Below are 20,447 nucleotides of genomic sequence, written 5' to 3'. Positions count from 1 at the left end.
CTCCCGCTCGCTTGGCCATGGATGGCGACGCGAGGCCGGTCTTCGGACTTGCCGGGTCACTCCTGGTGGAGTGCTCGGTTCACCGCAGCGGGCCTGTGCCGGAATCTCACCGGCTTCCCAGATTCTCCCCGTTGTCCGTCCCCACCGCGTGACGATGGTTGGGCCGCAGGGGCACCTCACGTTGTGTGAGGACGATAGCGTCCGGCCCCGTGCCCGACCCGACTCCCCCGCCCGACGTGGACAGCGAGCCGGTGGTCACCGTCGTCGGCGTCGGGGCGGACGGGCGCCTGGACGAGTACGCCGCCGGCCTGGTCCGCGACGCCGACGTGCTGCTCGGCGGCCGGCGCCACCTGGCCGACCAGCCCGACGTACCGGGCCAGCAGCGGCTCCCCTGGCCCTCCCCGCTCGCCGACGCCCTCCCCGCGTTCCTCGACGACCTCCGCGGCCGCCGCGTGGTCGCTCTGGCCTCAGGCGACCCGATGGTGTCGGGCATCGGCACGACGCTCGTCCGCCTGCTCGGCCCGTCCTCCGTGCGGGTGGTCCCCGCCGTCTCGTCGGTCGCCCTCGCCCGCGCCCGAATGGGCTGGTCGGCCGAGGAGTCGGTCGTCGTCACCCTCGTCGGCCGCCATGAGGCGCGCCTGCTCCGCGAGCTCGCCCCCGGCCGCCGGATGCTCCTGCTGACCAGCGGCCCGGAGACCCCGGCCGTCGTCGGCGAGCTGCTCGTCGAGGCCGGCCACCCCGACGCCACCGTCACCCTCCTCGCCGACCTCGGCGCTCCCTCGGAGTCCCGCACCGTCCGTACGGCGTCCGCGTGGACCGCCGTCCCCGCGACCGACGTCCCGCCGCTGCACGTCCTGGCCATCGAGCTGCCCGCCGCCTCCGGCTCCTGGCCCACGTCTTCCTGGGCCGCCGGCCTGACCGACGACGCCTTCGAGCACGACGGCCAGCTCACCAAGCGCGACCTCCGCGCCTCCGCCCTGGCCCGCCTCCAGCCCGCCCCCGGCCAGCACCTCTGGGACATCGGCGCCGGGGCCGGGTCGGTCGGCATCGAGTGGATGCGCGCCCACCCCACCTGCCGGACCACGGCCGTCGAGTCCCACCCCGACCGCGCGGCTCGTATCGCCCGGAACGCCGCCCGCCTCGGCGTCCCCGACCTCCTCGTCGTCGAGGGCCGCGCCCCGGATGCCCTCGCCGCCCTCCCCGCGCCGGACGCGATCTTCATCGGCGGCGGTGCCACCCGCCCCGGCGTCCTCAGCGCCTGCCTGGACGCCCTCGCCCCCGGCGGCCGCCTCGTCGTCCACGGCGTCACGCTTGAGACCGAGTCACTCCTCGCCGACGCCTACCGCACCCACGGTGGCGAGCTGACCCGCCTCTCGGTCGAGACCACCGCCCCCGTCGGCACCTTCACCGGTTGGACGCCCGCCCGCACCGTGACCCAGTGGTCCTTGAGTCGGTGAGCGTTCTAGCCACGCGCGTTGACGGCCAGGCCAGCACCTCAGTCCGCTCAGCATGGGCGCCCACCCCGCCGCCTATGGGCCGGCGTTGATACGGACTCGTCGGCTTGACCCTGCTCGGGCCCCTACCGCGATGACGGGCCCACGACCGGCCGACGACCCTCGGGAGCGACCCGCCTACCGGCCGTTCAGCGGCTCCGGTCCTGCCAGAACGGCAGGTCGGCCCCCGCGGCCACCGCCTCGGCAGAGGTGGTGACGTCGACGCGGGGGTCGCCGGCGATGGCGAACAGGACGTCAGTGGAGATGGGCAGGTCGAGCTCCCGTGGGTCGCCGGTGATGGCCGGCCCGGCGTAGAACAGCAAGGCGGCGCTGTCGCCCTTCTCCACGACCACGTAGACCACGCCCGGGTCCTCCTCGGGCGCTTCGTCCTCCCACATCAGCACGCCCTGGTCGGTCTCCACGCAGCCGGCGAGCGAGTTCGTCGCCTGCGCGTCGCAGTCGACGAGGGACGTGTCGAGCCCCTCGCCCACCGCCACCACCAGCACGTCCCCGTCGTACCCACCCGTCGAGCCGTACCGGAGCTCGGCCCCGACCCCGCCCCGGGCGAACTCCTCCGCGGCGTCGCTCTCCCGTGCCGCGGAGTCCGGGGTCCCGGCGTGCTCGGCCGCGACGTGGGCGAGCGCCCGTGCCGTCGTCGGCTCACGCCCTCCGCTGCCGGCGTCCGTCGGGGTCGCCCGCGTGCCGTCGCCGCAGCCGCTCAGCCCCAGGGCGAGCAGGACGCCGACCAGGATCGACGCACGCATCTCCATCGTGCTCCTCACCCCCGCTCGGGCCAGCGCCACGGGACTGTCATCGACGCCCCGGCCTCGACGGCGCGCCACTGCTGCGACAGTGCGTCGAGGCGGGCGAGGACCCGGTCGAGGTCGGCGTCGCCGAGGTCGGTGGGCGGAGGGTCCTGACGGACGCCGGGGCTCCCGGGCTGGTGCCCGCTGCGTCGCAGCCAGCGTGGGTGGACCTGGGCCGCGAGGTCCTCGGACCGCCCCATGTCGGCACCGGTGGAGCTGTTGCGCCGCGCCACCCGGCGTGCCCACGCCTTCGTCCGCAGCTCCTCGGTCGGCACGAACGTCCCGGCGTTCCCGCCCGCGGCGAGCTGTCCGAAGATCCCGTTCCGCAGGCCGAGCTCCTCCTCGACCACCAGGTGCACCAGGTCGTGCGGGATCAGCTCCGAGTACCCCGGCGCCGGATCCATGCGGAGGTCGCCGTGCCTCTCGCGGAGCACGGCCACCGCATACCGCCGGTGCCCGGTGCGCTCGAACCTCACCTGCATCCCGGTGACGCTAACAACCCGGTGCCGTCCGTCTCGACCGGCTTTCACGCGAGTGCTGGTCACGGGCGAGGATCGGGTCCGCCGCCAGCGTGGTGCTACCCCCCCCCCCCCCGCCCGACTTCCCCCGAAGCGGCCTCGTCGTCGCAGGTCATCGTCACCAGGTAGCCCCGCCCGGCCTGCCGTCGACCAGTCGACCGTCCGACCATCCCGGCGGGCGGCAGCCACGCGTCCCTGGATGCCTCGCCGGCCCGCACCAGACCCTTGACAACTTTTCTCGTCAAAGCGCAGAGTGGCGATCATGCAGGACGTCGAGGTCATCGAGAGCACGGAGGCGGCCGCCGCCGCCTTGGACCCGGTCCGGGCCCGGCTGCTGGCCGAGCTCGCGGTCCCGGCGTCGGCCGCAGGGCTCGCCGCCCGGGTCGGCATCGCGCGCCAGAAGGTCAACTACCACCTCAAGGCGCTCGAGGCGCACGGGTTGGTGGAGCTGGCCGGCGAGCGCCGGCACGGCGGCATCACCGAGCGGGTGCTGCAGGCGTCGGCGGCGTCGTACGTCGTGTCGCCGGCGGCCGTGAGCGCGTCCGCGGCCGACCCCGACGCCAACGCCGACCACCTGTCGGCGGGCTACCTCGTCGCGCTGGCCGGTCGGCTGGTGCGCGAGGTCGGAGCCCTGGCGCGCCGGGCCGGCGCGTCCGGCAAGCGCCTACCGACGCTGACCATCGACACGCAGATCGGCTTCCGGTCGGCCGCCGACCGGGCGGCCTTCGCCGACGACCTGACCGCCGCGGTGCTCGACCTGGCCGCCCGCTACCACCACGACGACGGGCGCCCGCACCGGCTCCTGGTCGCCGCCCACCCCCTTCCCGAGGAGAACCCATGAGCACCACCCCGAACGTCCCCTACCGCCTCGAGTTCAGCGTCGAGGTCCCCGGCACTCCCGAGCAGGTCTGGCAGGCCATCGCCACCGCGCAGGGCATGAGCGCCTGGTTCACGCCGACGACGATGGAGGAGCGCGAAGGTGGCTCCCTCCACTTCGACATGGGCCCCGACATGGGCTCGGACGGCCAGGTCACCGCGTGGGAGCCGCCGCGCCGCCTGGTCTACGAGGAGGACTGGGCCGCGCTCATGGGCAAGGAGCCGGACGCGCTCAGCCCGCTCACCTCGGAGTTCATCGTCGAGGCGCAGTCCGGCGGGACCTGCGTCGTGCGGGTCACCAGCAGCGGCTTCGGGACCGGCGCCGCCTGGGAGTCGGAGTTCTGGGACACCATGGCCCCCGGCTGGATGCCGTTCTTCGACAACCTGCGCCTCTACCTGTCGCACTTCCCCGGACAGGAGGCCACCCACCTGGAGACCACTGCCGCGCACGCCGGCGACGCGGAGGCGCTCTGGACCGCCGTGAACGACGCGCTCGGTCTCGGCCCCGAGGGCGCCAGCGTCGACGTCCGCGGCGCCACGGGCACCGTCGAGCGGGTCGGCGACCGGCAGGCGCTGGTCCGGCTCACCGCGCCGGTGCCGGGCATGCTCAGCGTCTACACCTGGGACGACGGCGACGGCAAGGCCACCGCGGGAGTGCGGGCGTACCTGTTCTCAGCCGACGCGGCGGACTACGTGCGGCGCGAGGAGCCGGCCTGGCAGGCCTGGCTGCAGAGCCTCTCCGTCCCGGCCTGATCCCCGGCCGGCACCGGGGCGAACCCGGGGCCGGGCGGCCGCGTCGGCCGGCCGGCCCCGTAGCTCACTGCTCGAGCAGGTGCTCCCGCAGCGTGCTGCTGGTGTACTCCGTGCGCAGCCGCCCGCGCCGCTGCAGCTCGGGGACGACCATGTCCACGAACTCCTCGAAGCAGCCCGGGGTGTACGTCGCGATGAGCACGAACCCGTCGGCGCCACCCTCGTCGGCGCACGTCTCGAGCTGGTCGGCGATGGACGCCGGAGTGCCCACCAGGACCGGCATGCCCATGCCCTGGGCGTAGATCATCGCCGCCTCCGCGACCGTGACCAGCTCGCCGTTCTCGGCGTGAATGATCGACTCGACGAGGCTCTGGATGCCCGGGACGGCCGGCACGGAGGGGCGCCTGCGTGCGCCGGCGGTCGGAGCACGGCCTGGAGGCTGCGCGCGCGCCGCGAGACGAGAAGAACCGCCGGGGTCTCGGGTCCCCGGCGGTTCGAGCACCACACAACCACCGCCGGCGCAAGACCACCTCGAGGAATCCGCAAGATTCCCGCAACGTGCCCGGTCGCCGGCTCGGCTGCCGGCGCAGGTCACGGGCTCCGGGGACTGTCCGATCGGGCGCCTTCGCCTAGTCCTTTCGCACTAGTCCCTGGCGCGTCCTGGGCCCTGGGGGTTCTGCTTTTCGGCAGACACCAGAAGGACCGCTTCTCTCGGGTGGTGCGAGTGTCCATGGGGGACCGATGTCGAAGTGCACCCAGCCCAGAGTCGTGGTCGCGGACCAACAGGCGATGCTCGCCGAGTGCCTCGGGGTCGTCTTCGAGATGCGCCAGTACCAGTACCGCGTCGTCCCCATACCGCGCGAGCCGGCGAGCGTCGGGCACATGGTCGGCCAGGTCCTCAAGCTGCGACCCGACGTGCTGGTGATCAACGCCGACCTGGGCCCCACGTGCAACGGGGCGGCGCTGGTCGCGCCGACGACCCGGGCGGGCGTCGAGGTCGTCGTGCTCACCGACACCGTCGACGAGGCCCGCGCCGGCGAGTGCCTGCTGCAGGGCGCCCGCGCGGTGCTGCCGAAGAGCGAGCCGCTGGCCGTGGTGGTGTCGGTGATTCGGCGGGTGCTCGCCGGCGAGTCCGTCATCGACCACACCGAGCGCGAGCGACTCGTCGCCGCCTACCACCGACGGGAGTCCCACGAGCACGGCCTGCGCGAGCGGCTCGACCGGCTCTCCCCGCAGGAGTCCGAGGTGCTGCGGCACCTCATGACGGGCCGGACCACGCGCGAGGTGGCCCAGCTGCGGGTGGTCTCCGAAGCCACGGTCCGCACCCAGGTGAAGGCGGTGCTCGCCAAGCTCGAGGTCAGCTCCCAGCTCGCCGCCGTCGCCCTCGCCCGCCGGGCGGGCTGGACGGCGTCGGGAGGCATCCCCCGGGCCGTCGCGCGCGCCCCGCGACCGGCGCGGGTCCGCGCCGCGCCGCCTCAGCCGACCGGCGGGGCGGCCCCGCGCGCCGCGGCCGCGCAGGCCCCCTGACCGGCCGGGGCTGCGGGCGCGGCGTACGACTCCTCGTGGACCACGAGCGGCGAGCGCGAGCGCCAGCCGAACCGCTCGAGGTCGGGCACGTCGGGGACGTCCGCGACCCCGCCGACGCAGAGCCACGCCACCGGGCGGACGTGGGACGGGAAGCCGACGAGGTCGCTGAGGAACGGCTCGCGGTAGAAGCTCACCCACCCGACGCCGAGGCCCTCCGCGGTGGCGGCCAGCCAGAGGTTCTGGATCGCCAGGCACACCGAGTACAGCCCCGTGTCGGCGATCGCGTGCCGGCCGAGGACGTGCTGCCCGGCCGTGGTCGGGTCGTGGCCGACGACCAGCCCGAGGCCCGCCTCGACGATGCCCTCGACCTTGATCCGCGCGAACGTCTCGGCACGCTCCGGGTCGTCGGCCAGCGAGGCCGCGAAGGCCTCGCGCTCGGAGGCGACGTGGTCGCGGAACGCCACCAGCCGGGCCGGGTCGCGGACGGTCACGAACACACACGGCTGGGACATGCCGACGCTCGGGGCGCGGTTCGCCGCCTCCAGCACGCGGGCGAGCGCGGCGGCCGGCGGCGGGCCGGTGAACTCGGCGCGGGTGTCGCGGCGCCGGTGGATGGCGTCGTACACGTCCAGGTCAGCGCCTCCGCTGGCGGTCGGCGCTGTAGAGGAACGACTCCCCGCCGGCGCCGGACGCGTCGAGGGCACGACCGAGAAGGATGACCGCCGCCTGGCGCAGGCCCGCCTGCTCGACGCGGTCGGCGATGGTGCCGACGGTGCCGCGCAGGACGAGCTCCTCGGGCTGGGAGGCGCGGTGCACGACGACGACCGGGCAGTCGCCGCCCACGACCGGGGCGACCTCGGCCATCAGCTCGCGGGTGCGGGTGATCGCCAGGTGCAGCACGAGCGTGGCGCCGGTGGCGGCGAAGTCGGCCAGCGACTCGCCCTCCCCCATCGGTGTCGAGCGGGCGCGGGTGCGGGTCAGCACGACCGACTGCGCGACGTGCGGCACGGTCAGCTCGCGGCCGACGAGCGCCGTCGCCGCGGCGTATGCCGGCACGCCCGGCGTCACCGACCAGGCGACACCGGCCGCGTCGAGCCGCCGGGTCTGCTCGTGCAGCGCGGAGTAGAGCGACGGGTCGCCGGAGGTGAGCCGGACGACCCGCTCGCCCGCCCGCGCGCCGGCGGCGAGGTGGGCGGTGATCGCGTCGAGGTCGAGGTCCTGGGTGTCGACGAGCCGGGCGGCCGGACCGCAGTGGGCGAGCACGTCGGGATCCAGGTACGTGCCGGGGTAGAGCACCAGGTCGGCCTCGGCCAGGAGCCGCGCCGCCCGCAGGGTCAGCAGGTCGGCCGCGCCGGGACCGGCCCCCACGAACTGCACGGCGACCTGCCCGGGGAGGGCGCCGGTCACCGCACGTACCTCGGCGTCCACACGCCCGCCGCCGACACCCGCGTCGAGGAGGCGCCGATGATGAGCAGGCACTTCATGTCGATGGTGGCGGGGTCGAGCTCGCCGAGCGTGGTGATGGTCAGCGACTCCTCGGCCCGCCCGACGTCGCGCCCGACGACGACCACGGTCTCCGGCGCCCGGTGCTCGAGCAGCACCGCACGAGCCACCGCGACCTGGTCGGTCCGGGTCCGCGAGGCCGGGTTGTAGACCGCCAGCACGAGGTCGGCCTCGGCGATCGCCCGCAGCCGCCGCTCGACCACCTCCCACGGCTTGAGCCGGTCCGAGAGGCTCACCACCGCGAAGTCCGCGCCCACCGGCGCGCCCGCCCGGGCCGCGACGGCCTGCACCGCGCTGACGCCGGGCAGCACGCGCACCGGCACTGCGGCGTACGCCGGGTCCTCGGCCGCCTCGAAGACCGCGGCCGCCATCCCGAAGACACCCGCGTCGCCGCCGGACACGACGGCGACCCGCTCGCCGCGCGAGGCGAGGTCGAGCGCCAGCCGGGCGCGGTCGACCTCGACGGTGTTGCCCGACGCGTGCCGGGTCAGGCCGGCCCGCTGGGGGACGCGCGCGACGTACGTCCCGTAGCCGACGACGTGGTCGACCTCCGCCAGCGCGGCCGACGCCTCGGGGGTCAGCCAGCCGTCGGGCCCCGGCCCGAGCCCGACGACGAGCAGCTCGGCGGCGCCGGGGGCCGCGGTCTCGGGAGTCGCCTCGGCGGTCGCGGCGAGGTCCCGAGAGCGGCGGCCGTTGCGGCTGTCGCCGGTGACGACGATCAGCGAGAAGTACGGCACGGACGCGGGATCGACCTCGGCCACGGGGCGCCACTGCTCCTCGGGCATGGAGGCACGCTCGACGTACAACGCGTGCTCCAGCCGGCCGGCCTCGGCCAGCGCGCGGCGGACGGCGGGGAAGGTGCGGCCGAGCTTCATGATGACCGCGCCGTCGGTGTCGGCGAGCCGGCGCGCGAGCTCGGGCTCGGGCAGCGTGCCGGGCAGCACCGTGAGCACGTCGGTCTGCCGCACCAGCGGGCTCGCCACCGTGGCGGTGGCCGCCAGGAACGCCGGCACGCCGGGCACGACCTCCGCCTCGTAGCGGGCAGCGAGCCGGTCGTGCATGTACATGTACGACCCGTAGAACAGCGGGTCGCCCTCGGCCAGCAGCACCACGTCGCGGCCGGCGTCCAGGTGCGCCGCGAGCCGCGCGGCCGACGCCTCGTAGAACTCCGCCATCGCCCCCGCGTAGCCACCCGGGTGGTCGGTGGTCCCGGTCGTCACCGGATAGGTGAGCTCCTCCTCGAGCACGCCCTCCGGGATCAGCTCCGCGGCGATCCGGCGGGCGTTGGACCGCTTGCCCGCAGCGGCGTGGTACGCCACCACGTCGGCCTGCTCGATGAGCCGGGCCGCCTTGCGCGTGATCAGCCCGGGGTCGCCCGGTCCCACGCCCACCCCGGCGAACCGCCCGGCCCTCACTCCTGCTCCTGGGCGATCGCGTTGAGCGCGGAGGAGGTCATCGCCGAACCCCCGCGGCGACCGCGGACGGTCACGAAGGGGAGGTCGATGCCGTGGTCGGCGGCGAGGTCGACCAGCGCCTGCTTGGACTCCGCGGCGCCGATGAAGCCCACCGGGCAGCCGACCACGGCGGCCGGGCGGGGACCGCCGTCGAGGAGCACCTCGAGCAGGTGGAAGAGCGCCGTCGGGGCGTTGCCGATCGCGACCACGGCGCCCTCGAGGTGCGGCTCCCACAGCGAGACCGCGGCCGCGGTGCGCGTCGTCCCCCACTCCTCGGCGAGGCCCGGCACCCGCGGGTCGTCGAGGAAGCACAGCACCTCGTTGTCGGCGGGCAGCCGGCTGCGGGTCACGCCGCGGACGACCATCGTCGCGTCGCACAGGATCGGCGCGCCCGCCTCGAGCGCGGCGCGCGCGGCCGGCACCAGGCGCGGGTCGACCACCAGGTCGCGGACCAGGTCGACCTGGCCGCTGCCGTGGATCATCCGCACCGCGAGCCGCTCCGCGCTCGGCGGCACCGCCAACAGGTCGGCCTCGCGGCGGATCGTGGCGAACGAGTCGAGGTAGATGTCGGCCCCGCGGTCGACGTAGGTGTAGTGCCGTCGGGGCCGGCGGGGGCTGCCGGTCCTGCTCGGGATGCTCATCGGGACTCCTCCGGGACGAGGACGCCACGCCACGGCGTGACGACGAGGACGGGTGCGGCGGCGCAGAGCCGCTCGACGGCGGCGCGGTCGAGGCCGTCGTCGGGGACGGGCACGTGGACGCCACCGGGCACGGGACCGTGCGGCAGCGCCGACGCAGGCGGGGGCAGGCCGGGGTCCGGCAGGTGCGGCTCGACGAGCGGCTCGGCCAGCTCGGCGACGTGCCAGGCGGCGCCCGGCCCCTGGCCGCGCCTCTCGAGGAAGCAGCGAGCCAGGTCGAGCAGCGCCTCCGCCGCGCCGGCCAGGTCGACCACCTCGCCCCAGCCGTCCCCGACCCGCAGCTGGCCGCGGTGGGCGTCGATCGCCACCACCCCGAGGTCGCCGGGGCGGTCCGCGAGGTCCCCGCGGTCGTCGAGCACGTGCAGGAAGCGGCCCGGCAGCGCGGCGAGCCGCCGGTCCGCCCGCAGGCCGGCGTCGAGATCGGCGACGAGCGGCCGGAGGTCCGCCCGGCCGCCCGCAAGCCCGGTCTGCGGTGAGGCCATCACGTTCCGGGCGACGTCGTGCGCGCGGCTGGGCAGCAGCCCGGTCGCCTCGACCGCAGCGAGCACGTCGCCGGGCAACCGGTCGCCACCGGCCGCGGCCGGGAGGGCGCGGACCTGCAGGTTGGCGCGGCCGGTCACGCGCACCCGCCCGTCGCCGTACCGCTCGGCGACCCGCGACAGCGCCCGCAGCGACGCCGACGACACCCGGCCACCCGGCGGTCGCAGCCGGACCAGCAGGCCGTCGTCGGCGCGCCACGGTCGCAGGACGCCGGGGCAGCGATCTGGACGGGACCGGGGGACGGCTGACACCTTGGAGCTCACCTGTTCGAGTCCGGGTCCGGTTCGCGGGACCCTCGTTGACCCGACGACGGCTGTCGTCGAGGCCAGCAGGTCTTCGGACTCGGATCAACCGGGAGCTGGACGCCTTCCCAGGACCCGAGGGCCCCAGTGGCTCGCCGTTGCCGGCGTGTCCGTCCCGTCACCTCACCGCTGCGCGTCAGTCCCGGAGTCGCACCGGGTTCCCTGACTCCACTGAGGAGTACGACTGGCTGTGCCGGAGACTACCGGCTCGCGTCGACCGTCGGCGCCCCGCCCGCGCCCCGGACCCTCGGGTCGGCGCGTCCACCAACGCGCCGCACACCTCGCCGCCCACTCCGAGCCTGCTGCTACGTTCCCGTTGTTGCAAAGCATGTGCAACAGCGCTGCGAGGGGAAGGGGTCCTGGTGCTCGACACCGCAACGGCGCCGCGGTCGTCGGAGGGCGAGGACGCGGTCGACCCGCTCGGCCTCGACGCAGGCCGTCGGCGCGCGACCGCGTGGACACTCGGGCTGCTCGCCGCGCTCGTGGCGACGGTCGTCGCGGGCGTCGGCGTCGGCGCGGTCCCGGTGCCGGCCGGCACGGTCGCCCGCGTCGTCGGGCACCACCTGCTCGGCTGGCCGGGCGAGCCGACCTGGAGCGCGCCGGTCGACGCGATCGTCTGGCAGGTGCGCCTGCCGCGCGTGCTCCTGGGGGCGCTCGTCGGTGCCGGTCTCGCGGTCTGTGGCGTGGCGCTCCAGGCGATGGTGCGCAACGTGCTGGCCGACCCCTACCTGCTCGGCGTGAACTCGGGGGCCTCGAGCGGCGCGGCGGCGGCGATCCTGTTCGGCGTCGGCGCAGGGTTCGCCGAGCACGCCCTCCAGGTCATGGCGTTCCTCGGCGCGCTCGCCGCCTCCCTCTTGGTGTTCCTGGTGGCCCGCAGCGCCGGACGGGTCACCTCCGTGCGACTGCTGCTGGCCGGCGTCGCGGTCGGCTACGCGCTCTACGCGCTGACCAGCTTCCTCATCTTCGCCTCCGGCTCGGCCGAGGGCGCCCGCTCGGTGATGTTCTGGCTCCTGGGGTCGCTCGCGCTGGCGCAGTGGGACACCCCGCTGGCCGTCGTCGCGGTCGTGGTCCTGGGCACCGTCGCGCTGCTGACCCTCTGGGGACGTCGGCTCGACACGCTGGCCATCGGCGACGAGACCGCCCACACCCTGGGCGTGCGGCCCGAGCGGTTCCGGCTGCAGGCGCTGGTGGTCGTCGCGCTGTGCGTCGGGGTGGTCGTCGCAGCTTCGGGGAGCATCGGGTTCGTCGGGCTCGTCGTTCCGCACCTCGCCCGCCGCGCGGTCGGCGGCCGCCACGTGCGCGTGGTCGTCGTCGCCGCCCTCATGGGCGCCGTCCTGCTCGTCTGGGCCGACGTGCTCGCCCGCACGCTCTTCGCCCCCCAGGAGCTCCCGATCGGGATCATCACCTCCCTCGTCGGCGCACCGTTCCTGCTCGTGCTCATCCGCCGCCTGCACGCCACCACGGCCTGATCTCCGTCCCGACCCACCCTCCCGAGGAGAACCGTGCCCGCTCGCCACCCCCGTCCCCGCGCCCGCTGGACCGCCTGCGCCGGGATGGCCCTGCTGCTCGGCGGCCTGACCGCCTGCGGCACCGAGGACGACCGCGCCGCCCCCGCGTCGACGGCCACCGGCAACTACCCGGTCACCGTGGAGAACTGCGGCGCCGAGGTCACGTTCGATGAGGCACCGGAGCGGGTGGTGCTCCTCAAGAGCTCGGCCGTGCCGTTCCTCCAGGCCCTCGGTGTGCTCGATCGGGCGACCGCGCGTGCCGGGCAGTACCCGGCGGAGTATCACGACGACGCCACGCTCGCCGCGCTCGAGGAGGTCCCGCTGCTGACCGACGAGCTGGACAGCAGCGGGCACCTGCAGATCTCCAAGGAGGTCGTCATCGGCCAGGAGCCCGACCTGGTGCTCGGCGAGGTCGACAACCTCTCGCGCGCGACGCTCGACGCCGTCGGCATCCCGCTGCTGGAGGAGCCGGCACTGTGCGGCGGCGTCGACGCCCCCGGGTTCGACGACGTCTCCGCCCAGCTCGAGCTCTACGGCAAGGTCTTCGGCCGCGAGGCCCAAGCGCGGGAGGCGGTCGCCGACCTCGAGGCCGACCTCGCGGCGATCGACGCCGAGGTGGGCCAGCCGTCGGGGCGGACCGCCGCCGTGCTCTACCCGACCGTCGGTGGCGGCACGACGTACGCCTACGGCACCGCCAGCATGGCCCACCCGCAGCTGGAGGCGGCCGGCTTCGAGAACGCCTTCGCCGACGTCGACGAGCGGGTCTTCGAGGTCACCCTCGAGGAGCTGCTCGGCCGCGACCCCGACGTGCTCGTGCTGCTGCACAGCGACGGCGACCCGGCCGCGGTGGAGGACGCCGTCACCCGCCTGCCCGGGGCGGACCGGCTGACCGCGGTGCGCAAGGGGGACGTGATGACCCAGCTGTTCAACTTCACCGAGCCGCCCACCCCGCTCTCGGTCGCCGGCCTCGCCCGCATCGTCGAACGCTTCGGGACCGGCTCGTGATCGAGGCCGAGCAGCTCTCCTGGTCCTACGGACGCGCGCCCGTGCTCGACGCGGTCTCCCTCGCCGCGCCGCACGGACGGGTGCTCGGCCTCGTCGGGCCCAACGGCAGCGGCAAGACCACCCTGCTGCGGCTGCTCCACGGCGCCCTGACCAGCCCCACCGGCACCGTCACCGTCGACGGTGACGAGCTCCGCGCGCTCGCTCCGCGTGAGGCGGCCCGCCGACTGGCGGTGGTCGTGCAGGAGGCGGGCGGCGAGAGCGCACTGACCGTCGCCGAGATGGTCCTCCTCGGGCGCGGCCCGCACCTGTCCACCTTCCGGCGCACCCGGCCCGAGGACCACGCGATCGCCGCCCGGGCGCTCGCGACGGTCGGGGCCACGCACCTGGCCGGCCGCTCGTTCGCCGGGCTGTCCGGCGGCGAGCGGCAGCGGGTGCTCATCGCCCGCGCCCTGACCCAGCAGGCCACGCACCTGCTGCTCGACGAGCCGACCAACCACCTCGACATCCGCTACCAGCACGAGGTGCTCGGCCTGGTCGCCGAGCTCGCCCACGACCTGCACACCACCACCGTCGTGGTGCTGCACGACCTCAACCTCGCCGCCCGCTACTGCGACGACGTCGTCCTGCTCGGGGGCGGCGGCGTCGTGGCCTCCGGAGCAGTCGAGGACGTGCTGGCCCCCGAGGTGCTCGAGCCGGTCTACGGCATCGGCGTCGAGCGCGTCGAGGCCGGCGGCCGGCTGCACCTGCTCTTCCACCCCCGCCCCCGAGAGGACCTCCGCGCATGAGCCAGCACCCCGACCCCCTCCAGGCCAGGATCGACGACTACTGGACCGGGCGCGCCCCGTCGTACGACGCCTACCAGCAGCGGCCCGAGCGCCGCGACCTCGACCGGCAGGCCTGGGGCCGCGTGTGGTCCGGCGTCCTCCCCTCGGCACCCGTCGAGGTGCTCGACGTCGGCACGGGCAGCGGCCACGTCGCCTGCCTGCTCGCCGAGCTCGGCCACCGCGTCACCGGCATCGACCTCGCCGGCGGCATGCTGGATCTCGCCCGCGAGCACGCCGCCGAGCTGGCCGACCCGCCGCGCATCCTCGTCGGGGACGCCGTCGCCCCGCCGTTCCCGCCGGCGTCGTACGACGCGGTCGTGGGCCGGTACGTCATGTGGACGCTCCGCGACCCCGCCACCGCCGTCGCCCGCTGGGTCGAGCTGCTCCGACCCGGCGGGGTCGTCGCGATGGTGGACAGCACGTGGTTCACCGACGGGCTCGGCGCGCTGTACGGCGACCGCCCCGACGCGGCCCTCCCGCTGGCCGAGGCCCGCTCGATCGAGGCGACCGCCGACGTCCTCCGCGCGGCCGGGCTGGTCGACGTCGCCGTCGTCCCCCTCGAGGAGGTCCTCGAGCTCGACCGCGCCCACGGCGTCGCGCCCGGCCACGACGTCCAGCTGCAGTACCTCGTCACCGGCACCCGCCGCTGACGGCGGCCGATGCGAGCCACCAGGAAGCCGTCGCCACTCCCCCGGGCGCGAAGGAGAAAGGCCCCCGACCGCATCACTGCAGATCAGGGGCCTTGATCGGAGCCGCCTGTCGGAATCGAACCGACGACCTTCTCATTACGAGTGAGACGCTCTACCGACTGAGCTAAGGCGGCGCGCTGCCCGGCGCGGTCGGGACCTGCCGGGCAACCCGAAGGAGTATAGGGACGCCGCCCCGTCGGGGCGAAACCGAGGGCGTCAGGCCGCGAGGACGACCTTGCGGGACGTCGCCGGCGCAAGGCCGTAGGGCGCGGACTGCTCGGCGCCGCACCAGCAGGTGAAGGTGGCGACCGGGCCCTGCTCGCTCTCGGCGACCGCCGTGACCTGGGAGGGGAAGATGAGCTGGCGCTTCGCGCAAGCGGTGCAGACGTGGGTGAACACGGCGGATCCTTTCGTTCTCGGGTGCAGGAGTACTGACTCCATTCTGGAGGAGTTCCAGCCATAGGGGTAGCCTGACCTTCCTTCAGTCGACATAGGCTGTCCCTATGCTTTCTGTGCACCAGCTCACATGCTTCCTCGCGACGTACGAGCAGGGCTCCCTGACCCGCGCGGCCGAGGAGCTCGGCTACGCGCAGCCGTCGGTCTCCGAGCAGATTCGCGCCCTGGAGAAGTCGCTCGGCGTCCAGCTCTTCCGCCGGGTGGGCCGCGGCGTGGTGCCGACGACGGTCGCCGACACGCTGCGCCCGTACGCCGAGCGGGTGCTCGCGTCGATCGACAAGGCCGAGCGCGCCGTGCGGAGCGTCCGGTCGCTGGAGACCGGGACCATCCGGTTCGGCATGTTCGGCACCGCCCGGCTCTACGCGGGAGCGGACCTGGTGGCCGACGTGCTCGAGCGCTACCCCGGCGTCCGCGTCGAGCTGGTGGGCCAGAACTCCACCGACGTGCAGGAGGAGCTGCGCCGCGGCCGGCTCGAGGCGGCGATGATCGCGGTCGCCGCCGCGACGAGCGAGGGCATGACCATCACCCCGGTGGCCAAGGACGAGCTGGTCTACATCTCCGCCGACCCCGAGCGGGTCGCGTCGCCAGTGACGGCTGCCCGCCTCTCGCAGGCCTCGCTGGTCATGCCGGAGACCACCTGGCGCGCCAACGACTCGACCCGCATCGTGCTGCGCCAGATGCTCCACGAGACCGGCCGCAACCCGGTGACGCGGATCGAGGTGGAGGACGTCGAGACGGCGGTCGAGCTGGTCGGCATGGGACTGGCCGACAGTGTCGTCCCCCGTGGCGTCGTCGACCAGCTGTTGCCGCGCCTCGCGCCGGACGCCGGCTGGACCTCGCTGCGCCCCCGCCAGCACGACGTGCTCGCGATCGTGCACCGGGCCGACGCGATCCTCTCCCCCGCGGCGCAGCTGATGATCGAGCTCGCGACGCGGCGCATCCAGGAGATCTGCGAGCCGGTGCGGCCCCGGTGACCGCTTCTCCTGTTATTGTCGAGTGACCCAGTCGACTTACAACAGGAGGAACCGTGACCAGCACCCTGGACCGTCCGACCGGCTCGCCCGACAGCACCAGCGCCGACACCCCCACCCTGCCCACCGTCCGCAAGGTCGGCGGCCGCATCGGCGCCGTCGTCGAGGGTGTGACCCTCGGCCCCGACCTGCACCCCGAGGTCGTCGCGACGATCCGCGCCGCCCTGCTCGCCCACAAGGTCGTCTTCTTCCGCGGCCAGCACCACCTCGACGACGCCGGCCAGCTCGCCTTCGCCGAGCAGCTCGGCACGCTCACCACCGCGCACCCGACCGTCAACACCGGCAGCGCGCACGTGCTCAGCCTCGCCGCCACCCAGGGCATGGCCGCCAACAGCTGGCACACCGACGTCACCTTCGTCGACCGGGTCCCCGCGATCAGCATCCTGCGCAGCGTCACCATCCCGCCCTACGGCGGCAACACCGTGTGGGCCAACACCGTCGCGGCGTTCGACGCCCTCACCCCGCCGCTGCGATCGCTCGTCGACGGGCTCTGGGCGGTGCACACCAACGAGTACGACTACGTCGCCTCCTCCGAGGACCCCGACGGCGACTCCCCGGACCGCGACGCGCTCGACCGCGGCCAGTTCCGGGCGACCTACTACGAGACCGAGCACCCGGTGGTCCGCGTGCACCCCGAGACCGGTGAGCGATCGCTGCTGCTCGGGCACTTCGTCAAGCGCTTCCTCGGGCTCAACACCGCCGAGTCGAGCGCGCTGTTCCAGCTCCTGCAGGACCGCGTCACCAAGCTGGAGAACACCGTGCGCTGGCAGTGGCAGCAGGGCGACGTCGCGATGTGGGACAATCGGGCCACCCAGCACTACGCGGTCGCCGACTTCGACAACCACCGCCGCGAGGTACGCCGCGTGACGCTCGTCGGCGACGTGCCGGTCGCCCTCGACGGCCGCACCAGCCGCGTGGTGGCCGGCAGCTCGGACGCCTACACCCGCATCGACGAGCTGATCAGCTGAGCGGCCGGCCGGGCTCCGGCGCCGCCGGCGGGTTTCGAGACGGTTCCCAGCGGAACCTCCTCAACCAGCCGATGCTCTTCCGGCCGGGTCTCGAGACGGTTCCCAGCGGAACCTCCTCAACCAGCCGTGCACCAGCCGAGGGGCTCAGCAGCGCAGGCCGTCCGCCGGGACGGTCCCGTCGACCAGGTAGGCCTCGACGGCCCCGTCGACGCAGGCGTTGCCGGCGCGGTAGCCGGTGTGGCCGTCGCCGTCGCGGGTGACCAGCACGCCCGGCTCGAGCTGCTCGGCCAGCGCCTCGGCCCAGGCGTACGGGGTGGCGGGGTCGCGGGTCGTGCCGACCACCACGATCGGCGGAGCACCCGAGGCGTCGACCTCGGGCGTCTCGACCGTGGCCTTCGCGCGCACGCCGAGGCAGCCGGCCAGCCCCCAGGCGAAGACCTCGCCGAAGGTCGGCGAGACGCGCTCGAAGGCGGGCACCTGCGCGGGGACGTCAGCGGGGTCGACCGCGGTCGGGTCGTCGAGGCAGTTGATCGCGAGGATCGCCTCGGAGCTGTTGTCGGTGTAGCCGTCCGGCCCCCGCGAGGCGTAGAGGTCCGCGAGCTGGAGCAGCGGGGCGCCGTTGCCGTCGAAGGCCGCGCCGAGCGCCCGGGTCAGCAACACCCAGTACTCCCGGTTGTAGAGCGGCAGGACGATCCCGTAGAAGGCGTTGCCGACGGCGAGGTCACGGTCGCCGGCCGGCAACGGCTCGGCGTCCACCTCGTCGAGGAAGTCGGTGAGCCGCTGCAGCCCGCCCTCGACGGAGTCGCCGAGCGGGCAGCCGTCGGAGGCGACGCAGTTCTCGACGTACGCCCGGATGGCGGTCTCGAAGCCCTGCGCCTGGCCCAGGCTCTGCTCGCGCGAGCTGAGTGAAAGGTCGACGGCGCCGTCGAGGACGAGGCGGCCGGCGCGGTCGGGGAAGAGCTCGGCGTACGTCGCACCGAGCTTGGTGCCATAGGAGGCACCGAAATAGGTCAGCGTGGACTCGCCCAGGGCCGAGCGCAGCACGTCCATGTCCATCGCGGCCTCGACCGTGGTCACGTGGTTCGCGAGGTCGCCGGACTCCGCCGCGCACCCGGCGTTGAAGGCGCGCTGCGCCCGGGCGAGCGCGGCCGCCTCGGCGCGGTCGTCGGGGGTCGGGTCCGCGGCGAGGAAGACGTCGAGCTGCTCGTCGGAGACGCAGTCGATCGCGGTGGAGAAGCCGGTGCCGCGGGGGTCGAAGCCGACGACGTCGAAGCGCTGGAGCAGCGGCTGCCCGAAGACCAGGCCGGCCTGCGAGGCGTACGTCGTGCCGGGTGCGCCGGGACCGCCGGGGTTGACCACGAGCGAGCCGGCCCGCCGGTCGGGGTCGGCGGCGGGCACCCGCAGCACCGCGACCTCGATGGTCTCGCCGCGGGGCCGGGCGTAGTCGAGCGGCACGGTCAGCCGGGCGCACTCCTGGTCACCGCACGCCGCCCAGTCCAGCTCCTGCTCGTAGAAGCGGGCGAGCGCCGGGCGGGGCGGGTCCTGCGCGCCGGGCGCCGGCGTGGTGGTCGGCGCCGGGACGGTGCGGGCCGGCGCCTCGGAGGAGCCGTCGCCCGGGGAGCCGTCGCCGGAGGTGAGCCCGGCGATCGCGATGCCGATCCCGCCGAGGACGAGGGCGGCGACGAGCAGCAGCACGATGACGCGGACGGTTCCCTGCTTCACCGGGCGCTCCCCTGGGTCGGCACCCGCAGGGCGACCATCATCGACTCCAGCGCCAGCGCGACCGGCACGTTGAACTCCAGCATCTGCTCGCGGGCCTCGAAGACCCAGCCGATCCGCCGCAGGTTGAGCTCGGGGCTCGAGGTGCGCGCGACCTGCTCGACCGCGGGCCGGATCTCCTCGTTGACCAGCTCGCCGGCGGCGCCGGTCGCCACGGCGATCGCGTCGCGGTAGACGGAGACCAGGTCCATCAGGCCGCGGTCGACCACGTCGAGGTGCCGGCGCTTGGCGCGCGTCTTCTGGCCGCGCTCGAGCGTGGCGAGCGCCGGGGAGTACTCCCGGGGGCGCCGGCCGCGCTCCACCACGCCGTAGGAGGAGTCGAGGTCGGCCTTCTCCCGGGCGTCGAGCTCGCCGGTGAGCAGGTCGGCCTCCTCCTTGGTGACCTCGACGAGCCGCGACGCGGCGCGCATGCAGGCACCGAGGCTGGTCAGCGTCGCCGGGATCGCCACGACCTCCTCGCGCCGCGTGCGGGCACCCGCGTCGCGGGCCAGCGCGCGGGCCCGGCCGATGTGGCCCTGGCTGGCGCGGGCGGCGTACGACGCCAGGCCGGGCTCGACGCCGTCGGTGCGCACGAGGAACGCCGCCACGTCGGCGGTCGCCGGCGTCGAGAGCGTGACCAGCCGGCAGCGCGAGCGGATCGTGGGGAGGACGTCCTCGACGGTCGGCGCGCACAGCATCCACACGGTGCGGTCCGTGGGCTCCTCGATGGCCTTGAGCAGCGCGTTGCAGGCCTGGTCGGTGAGCCGGTCGGCGTCCTCGACCACCAACACCTGCCAGCGCCGGCCGACGGGCGCGAGGGCGGAGCGGCGGACGAGGTCACGGACCTCATCGACGCCGATGGAGAGCTTCTCGGTGCGGACCAGGGTGATGTCGGCGTGCGATCCCCCCAGCGCGGTGCGGCACTCGTGGCAGCTGCCGCAGCCGGCCTGCTCGCACTGGAGCGCGGCGGCGAAGGCGACCGCGGCGTTGGACCGGCCCGAGCCGGGCGGCCCGGTGAACAGCCACGCGTGGCTCATCCCGTGGCCCTCGGCGGCGGTCCGGAGCGCCTCGACGGGGCGGGCCTGGCCGACCAGGGAGTCCCAGACGGTCATCGCACGGCCTGCCCGAGCAGCGGCTCGACCCGGGCGCGCACGGCGGCCTCGATCTCCTCGACCGGCGACCGGGCGTCGAGCACGAGGTAGTGGTCGGGGTCGGCCGCGGCCATCCGCAGGAACGCCTCGCGGACCCGCCGGTGGAACCCCAGCGACTCCCCCTCGATCTTGTCGCGCTCGGCGAACCGGGCCAGCCCCTGCTCCGGCTCGAGGTCGAGCACGACGGTCAGGTGCGGCCGCAGGTCGTCGGTGGCCCACCGCGAGACCCGCTCGACCATCGCCACGTCCAGGTCGCGGCCGGCGCCCTGGTAGGCGAGGGAGGAGTCGACGTAGCGGTCCATCACCACGACCTCGCCGCGCTCCAGCGCGGGCCGCACGACGCGGGCGACGTGCTCAGCGCGGTCGGCGGCGTACAGCAGCGCCTCGGTGTGTGGGTCGAGCGCGCCGGTCGCCGGGTCGAGCACCAGCCGGCGCAGCACCCGGCCGACCTCGGTGTCACCGGGCTCGAAGGTCAGCACGACGGCGTACCCCTCGGCCTCCAGCCACGACCGCAGCCGGCGGGACTGCGTGGACTTGCCGGAGCCCTCCCCTCCCTCGAAGCAGACGAGGACGCCGGTCGTTGCGTGCAC

At 74.8% G+C, this 20,447-nt stretch carries 22 protein-coding genes, 1 tRNA gene and 2 riboswitches; of the genes, 10 read left to right on the top strand and 13 right to left on the bottom strand.

Features of this window, described 5'->3' with window-relative positions; all coding sequences use genetic code 11:
* Positions 1-16: 16 nt before the first annotated feature.
* Positions 17-164, bottom strand: a riboswitch (cobalamin riboswitch).
* A gap of 45 nt (positions 165-209) precedes the next feature.
* Positions 210-1,457, top strand: a complete 1,248-nt coding sequence (cbiE, locus tag QWY29_RS08890; protein ID WP_300960354.1) for a precorrin-6y C5,15-methyltransferase (decarboxylating) subunit CbiE — start codon at positions 210-212, stop codon at positions 1,455-1,457.
* A 185-nt stretch (positions 1,458-1,642) separates the two neighbouring features.
* Here cbiE and QWY29_RS08885 read toward each other — a convergent pair whose 3' ends face one another.
* Both QWY29_RS08885 and QWY29_RS08880 read right to left on the bottom strand, forming a co-directional pair.
* The gene (locus tag QWY29_RS08885; protein WP_300960353.1) at positions 1,643-2,263 is read right to left on the bottom strand and encodes a hypothetical protein; all 621 of its coding nucleotides are present in this window, start codon (positions 2,261-2,263) and stop codon (positions 1,643-1,645) included.
* Between the two features lie 8 nt (positions 2,264-2,271).
* The gene (locus QWY29_RS08880) at positions 2,272-2,781 is read right to left on the bottom strand and encodes a Rossmann-fold NAD(P)-binding domain-containing protein (RefSeq protein WP_300960352.1); all 510 of its coding nucleotides are present in this window, start codon (positions 2,779-2,781) and stop codon (positions 2,272-2,274) included.
* 298 nt (positions 2,782-3,079) lie between these two features.
* Between QWY29_RS08880 and QWY29_RS08875 the strand changes: the two genes are divergently transcribed.
* Both QWY29_RS08875 and QWY29_RS08870 read left to right on the top strand, forming a co-directional pair.
* Complete coding sequence (locus QWY29_RS08875) at positions 3,080-3,658, top strand: ArsR/SmtB family transcription factor (RefSeq protein ID WP_300960351.1); 579 nt, start codon at positions 3,080-3,082, stop codon at positions 3,656-3,658.
* The gene (locus QWY29_RS08870) at positions 3,655-4,446 is read left to right on the top strand and encodes an SRPBCC family protein (RefSeq protein ID WP_300960350.1); all 792 of its coding nucleotides are present in this window, start codon (positions 3,655-3,657) and stop codon (positions 4,444-4,446) included. The genes QWY29_RS08875 and QWY29_RS08870 overlap by 4 nt, the downstream gene beginning before the upstream one ends.
* A 64-nt stretch (positions 4,447-4,510) precedes the next feature.
* Here QWY29_RS08870 and QWY29_RS08865 read toward each other — a convergent pair whose 3' ends face one another.
* On the bottom strand, positions 4,511-4,837 hold the full coding sequence (locus QWY29_RS08865) for an LLM class oxidoreductase (protein WP_300960349.1): 327 nt from the start codon (positions 4,835-4,837) through the stop codon (positions 4,511-4,513).
* Positions 4,838-5,211: 374 nt separating this feature from the next.
* On the opposite strand from QWY29_RS08865, the gene QWY29_RS08860 reads away from it, so the two are divergent.
* Positions 5,212-5,970 (top strand): helix-turn-helix transcriptional regulator, encoded by a 759-nt coding sequence (locus tag QWY29_RS08860; RefSeq protein ID WP_300960348.1) that lies wholly within the window; start codon positions 5,212-5,214, stop codon positions 5,968-5,970.
* On the opposite strand, the gene bluB is transcribed toward QWY29_RS08860, so the two are convergent.
* The 5 genes from bluB to QWY29_RS08835 are packed head-to-tail and all read right to left on the bottom strand — an operon-like array spanning position 5,919 to position 10,428.
* Complete coding sequence (gene bluB, locus QWY29_RS08855; RefSeq protein WP_300960347.1) at positions 5,919-6,596, bottom strand: 5,6-dimethylbenzimidazole synthase; 678 nt, start codon at positions 6,594-6,596, stop codon at positions 5,919-5,921. The genes QWY29_RS08860 and bluB overlap by 52 nt on opposite strands.
* Positions 6,597-6,603: 7 nt before the next feature.
* On the bottom strand, positions 6,604-7,377 hold the full coding sequence (locus tag QWY29_RS08850) for a cobalt-precorrin-4/precorrin-4 C(11)-methyltransferase (RefSeq protein ID WP_300960346.1): 774 nt from the start codon (positions 7,375-7,377) through the stop codon (positions 6,604-6,606).
* A complete protein-coding gene (locus QWY29_RS08845) occupies positions 7,374-8,888 on the bottom strand; it encodes a precorrin-2 C(20)-methyltransferase (RefSeq protein WP_300960345.1) in 1,515 nt (504 codons plus the stop codon). The genes QWY29_RS08850 and QWY29_RS08845 overlap by 4 nt, the downstream gene beginning before the upstream one ends.
* On the bottom strand, positions 8,885-9,568 hold the full coding sequence (locus QWY29_RS08840; protein WP_300960344.1) for a precorrin-8X methylmutase: 684 nt from the start codon (positions 9,566-9,568) through the stop codon (positions 8,885-8,887). Before QWY29_RS08840 ends, QWY29_RS08845 begins: the two co-directional genes overlap by 4 nt.
* The gene (locus QWY29_RS08835) at positions 9,565-10,428 is read right to left on the bottom strand and encodes a ferredoxin-like domain-containing protein (protein ID WP_300960343.1); all 864 of its coding nucleotides are present in this window, start codon (positions 10,426-10,428) and stop codon (positions 9,565-9,567) included. Before QWY29_RS08835 ends, QWY29_RS08840 begins: the two co-directional genes overlap by 4 nt.
* A 47-nt stretch (positions 10,429-10,475) precedes the next feature.
* A riboswitch (cobalamin riboswitch) is annotated at positions 10,476-10,671 on the bottom strand.
* Positions 10,672-10,934: 263 nt separating this feature from the next.
* On the opposite strand from QWY29_RS08835, the gene QWY29_RS08830 reads away from it, so the two are divergent.
* Genes QWY29_RS08830 through QWY29_RS08815 form a run of 4 tightly spaced genes read left to right on the top strand, consistent with a single transcriptional unit; the run spans position 10,935 to position 14,454 of the window.
* A complete protein-coding gene (locus tag QWY29_RS08830; RefSeq protein WP_439117414.1) occupies positions 10,935-11,936 on the top strand; it encodes a FecCD family ABC transporter permease in 1,002 nt (333 codons plus the stop codon).
* A 33-nt stretch (positions 11,937-11,969) separates the two neighbouring features.
* A complete protein-coding gene (locus tag QWY29_RS08825) occupies positions 11,970-12,980 on the top strand; it encodes an ABC transporter substrate-binding protein (RefSeq protein WP_300960341.1) in 1,011 nt (336 codons plus the stop codon).
* A gap of 41 nt (positions 12,981-13,021) precedes the next feature.
* On the top strand, positions 13,022-13,765 hold the full coding sequence (locus tag QWY29_RS08820; protein WP_439117413.1) for an ABC transporter ATP-binding protein: 744 nt from the start codon (positions 13,022-13,024) through the stop codon (positions 13,763-13,765).
* Complete coding sequence (locus QWY29_RS08815) at positions 13,762-14,454, top strand: class I SAM-dependent methyltransferase (protein ID WP_300960339.1); 693 nt, start codon at positions 13,762-13,764, stop codon at positions 14,452-14,454. The genes QWY29_RS08820 and QWY29_RS08815 overlap by 4 nt, the downstream gene beginning before the upstream one ends.
* A gap of 100 nt (positions 14,455-14,554) precedes the next feature.
* Here QWY29_RS08815 and QWY29_RS08810 read toward each other — a convergent pair.
* Positions 14,555-14,627 (bottom strand) — tRNA-Thr (locus QWY29_RS08810).
* A gap of 82 nt (positions 14,628-14,709) precedes the next feature.
* Positions 14,710-14,892 carry a hypothetical protein gene (locus QWY29_RS08805; RefSeq protein WP_300960338.1) on the bottom strand — a complete coding sequence of 61 codons (183 nt, stop codon included), beginning with the start codon at positions 14,890-14,892 and terminating at the stop codon, positions 14,710-14,712.
* A 104-nt stretch (positions 14,893-14,996) separates the two neighbouring features.
* Between QWY29_RS08805 and QWY29_RS08800 the strand changes: the two genes are divergently transcribed.
* Together QWY29_RS08800 and QWY29_RS08795 are read left to right on the top strand one after the other, a co-directional pair.
* Positions 14,997-15,923 carry a LysR family transcriptional regulator gene (locus QWY29_RS08800; RefSeq protein ID WP_300960337.1) on the top strand — a complete coding sequence of 309 codons (927 nt, stop codon included), beginning with the start codon at positions 14,997-14,999 and terminating at the stop codon, positions 15,921-15,923.
* 53 nt (positions 15,924-15,976) lie between these two features.
* A complete protein-coding gene (locus QWY29_RS08795; protein ID WP_300960336.1) occupies positions 15,977-16,948 on the top strand; it encodes a TauD/TfdA dioxygenase family protein in 972 nt (323 codons plus the stop codon).
* Positions 16,949-17,092: 144 nt separating this feature from the next.
* On the opposite strand, the gene QWY29_RS08790 is transcribed toward QWY29_RS08795, so the two are convergent.
* Genes QWY29_RS08790 through tmk form a run of 3 tightly spaced genes read right to left on the bottom strand, consistent with a single transcriptional unit; the run spans position 17,093 to position 20,447 of the window.
* Positions 17,093-18,670, bottom strand: coding sequence for an alpha/beta hydrolase (locus QWY29_RS08790; RefSeq protein ID WP_300960335.1), 1,578 nt, complete (start codon positions 18,668-18,670; stop codon positions 17,093-17,095).
* Entirely contained in the window at positions 18,667-19,818 is a 1,152-nt protein-coding gene (locus tag QWY29_RS08785; protein WP_300960334.1) for a DNA polymerase III subunit delta', read from the bottom strand. The genes QWY29_RS08790 and QWY29_RS08785 overlap by 4 nt, the downstream gene beginning before the upstream one ends.
* Positions 19,815-20,447: a dTMP kinase gene (gene tmk / locus QWY29_RS08780; RefSeq protein ID WP_300960333.1), complete on the bottom strand. Its 633-nt coding sequence runs from the start codon at positions 20,445-20,447 to the stop codon at positions 19,815-19,817. The genes QWY29_RS08785 and tmk overlap by 4 nt, the downstream gene beginning before the upstream one ends.

The sequence above is a fragment of the Nocardioides abyssi genome, assembly GCF_030412915.1.
Lineage (GTDB): Bacteria > Actinomycetota > Actinomycetes > Propionibacteriales > Nocardioidaceae > Nocardioides > Nocardioides abyssi.
This window is presented reverse-complemented; position numbering and strand designations above follow the sequence as displayed.